Origin of the sequence: Microbulbifer variabilis (assembly GCF_020524905.1) — a bacterium.
Taxonomy (GTDB): Bacteria; Pseudomonadota; Gammaproteobacteria; order Pseudomonadales; family Cellvibrionaceae; genus Microbulbifer; species Microbulbifer variabilis_A.
Window position 1 is genome coordinate 1 of the sequence record NZ_JAIVKI010000047.1, and the last position, 2,613, is coordinate 2,613.

The window sequence follows — 2,613 nt, forward strand, 5'->3', positions numbered from 1 at the left end:
CGCTTAAACAGCAGACCAAGAGCGAGTCGGGGTGGGAGATCACCGAATGAGCTATTTTTGGGTCTGAAAGACAATCTTCTTGCAGCATGAAAGTATTGCAGTTATTACTTGAAACCAAGTATATTTAGAAATTGAACCAAAATAGAAAGCAACCTCAATGCACCAGAGTTACTCTTTCCAATCTGTCAAACTAAAAAATCACAACAAGGTAAAACCACGACAAGAAATTGAAGTGAAAAATAGAGCTTCTATAGAAATAGAATTGATACAGAAGAAAACCTTAAAAATAGCAGTATGAAAAACTCACCCTTACCCTCCCTGACAAAAAACACCTGGTAAATCCAGAGAGAAATTTTATAACACACATGCGCCACAGTAAATGATAAAAACCCAACTGACGAGCAACTGTTAGGACGATAGCACTAAATAAACCAGCTGAAATCTTTGCACATAGAATTATCTACCAGCCGAGTTCAATACAAGTAAATTATACAAACTCCGATACTTGATAACAGACCAGGGAATGACCACTCCACGAAGAAATGAATGACGATTAAAGTCCGCAGATATTAACTCCCAACAGATAATCCTAATTAACTCATAGGCACAAAAAAACCGGCTCAGAGGCCGGTTTTATTCTGCAAAGCGGAAAAACCGCATGCTGGGGAATTTATACCTTCTCAGGACAAAGCTGTCAACAGGCCTTTTTAAATCTAATGCGGTACTCTTGCACCAACTCAGACACAGGTCCCAAAGCTCTTCCAGGCAAAGGGTCCAGACGCCGCTGTAAACGCTTCCAAATTTTCACCCACGTCCCATCCCAACCCTTTTTGTCACACCATAATATTTTACGTGCATGGCCTAGATCTATTGATCGCCCATTCACATCCCGCAGCGCACTCGCACTAATACAAAATAACGCCAACTGGCTAACCTTATCCCTCGGGTGCGGCTCCTCCCACTTATCGAATTCAGACATCAAGTACTGCAATAGCGCCGCCCGCTCTTTAAATCTTTTTGCCGGTGGCGCATAGGCAGCCATGCCCCAGCAGTAAGCCAACGGATCACTTTGTCTCAGCTTGGCAACCACGCTTTGAATAATTCCCTTCTCACAGGAATCCATAACCCGGCTACCGCTACCCTTGCCCACAATCGCTTCAACACCACTCACCCGAGGCACATCAATGCGGCAAATCACCTGATTAGCCTCTCCCTGCACCTCACCCCGAATAATTAATTTCCGCCCTCGCCGAGCCTTTGAGGTGACCGTGCTCCTATTGCCCATAGCCTCATAATCAAACGCCGCCGCAGAGCCATCAAAGGCATCATGCCAAGCCTGTCTCGCTGAATCGAATCTCATGCCACCTCCCCCAAGACTGTAAACACTAACCCCAACTGGCCCGGCAGGGCCCTATTACACAGCCAACTAAATCTACCGGCTTGGTGCTCGGGGCTTACCAGCTGGTACCTCACAATATCTCACCGATTGGACGGTCTCCTGCTCGCTGGAGGGTCATTGTGGAAGTAGATCTTTCCCGCCTCACCCAGTTGCACCACACAGCCAGCTGGGCGCACCCTGATTATCTCATCGTAAAATTCTCTGGTCAGCTGCCAATCTTCGGGAGACCAGTTCCGCGCCTGGATACGGGGCGGGTTCCTGGCAAAGAAGTAAATTTTTGCGAGGTTATCATTGGCTTCTACGCTCCTGAGTCAAAGAAATGAGTCCATTAATGTGGGCTTTGAACACCAAAAATCACAACAGTATTTTTTTTGCCATCTCAACCTCTATAACACCGCGAGAAACACAATTTAAAGTAAGATTTTTAGCCAACTCTCCCGGTAGATACTCTCCCTGAATGTTTGAGCAAACAATCACTGCTCTATCATCGACTACCACATTAAAAGCCACCTCTGTCTTGGTGTGATTGTCATCCAAATAATCCACCCCTTTAGCCGTACCACAATGGGCCTGATTAGGCGAAAGCTTCCAATTTTTCAGAGAAGTAGAGATATAACCCGCCTCTAAATCAGCAGATAAAATTTGAAATCCGTCTCTCAACAAGGCCTGTCTCGCCTTACTCAAGACCTCCTGCTTATTAGAGAAGTGCTCTATAGCGAAATACTCGCTAATTATCACTGGCGTATCATTCTTTACAGCACAACCCTCTAAGCCAGGTAACAGTAGAACTCCTACCACCAAACCTCTTAGTTTTTTCATTCTTATCCTCCGTGATAAGTACACTTCGAGCATATCAAGGGTATTATTAACCCGGCATATTACCGGCCCCGACGCCTCCCAGGCTGAAGTCTGGGTTGCCTATGAGAAATACCTAGCTGGCCTAGTGGACCATGCGGTTAATTAGGTAATACATTTTTGGCTCGCTGCACTGAAGCCAGTATTGTGTCGGCGCTCTTTGTCCATTTAAATGGTTTGGCAAGATCGCGGTTATGAACGCGAATAAATCGCTGCAGCTCGACCTTCAAATCCGCCACGTCGGTAAATATGCCTCGGTAAAGAGCCCGCCGTTCGAGCTGTGCAAACCATCCTTCTACGGCGTTCAACCAGGATGCACTGTGGGCGTGAAATGGAAATGAATTCTCGGCTGGTTGGCT

Annotated in this window: 3 protein-coding genes and 1 pseudogene; 1 reads left to right on the forward strand and 3 read right to left on the reverse strand. The window is 46.3% G+C overall.

Annotated features, from left to right (window positions below; translation table 11 throughout):
• Nucleotides 1-694: 694 nt before the first annotated feature.
• The gene (locus tag LC073_RS21355) at nucleotides 695-1,360 is read right to left on the reverse strand and encodes a hypothetical protein (RefSeq protein ID WP_226649635.1); all 666 of its coding nucleotides are present in this window, start codon (nucleotides 1,358-1,360) and stop codon (nucleotides 695-697) included.
• Between the two features lie 158 nt (nucleotides 1,361-1,518).
• On the opposite strand from LC073_RS21355, the gene LC073_RS21360 reads away from it, so the two are divergent.
• Nucleotides 1,519-1,722 carry a hypothetical protein gene (locus LC073_RS21360; RefSeq protein ID WP_226649636.1) on the forward strand — a complete coding sequence of 68 codons (204 nt, stop codon included), beginning with the start codon at nucleotides 1,519-1,521 and terminating at the stop codon, nucleotides 1,720-1,722.
• A gap of 31 nt (nucleotides 1,723-1,753) precedes the next feature.
• Here the strand turns inward: LC073_RS21360 and LC073_RS21365 are convergent, their stop codons facing one another.
• Together LC073_RS21365 and LC073_RS21370 are read right to left on the reverse strand one after the other, a co-directional pair.
• Entirely contained in the window at nucleotides 1,754-2,218 is a 465-nt protein-coding gene (locus tag LC073_RS21365) for a hypothetical protein (protein ID WP_226649638.1), read from the reverse strand.
• 137 nt (nucleotides 2,219-2,355) lie between these two features.
• A pseudogene (locus tag LC073_RS21370) lies at nucleotides 2,356-2,613 on the reverse strand (transposase); the annotation flags it as partial.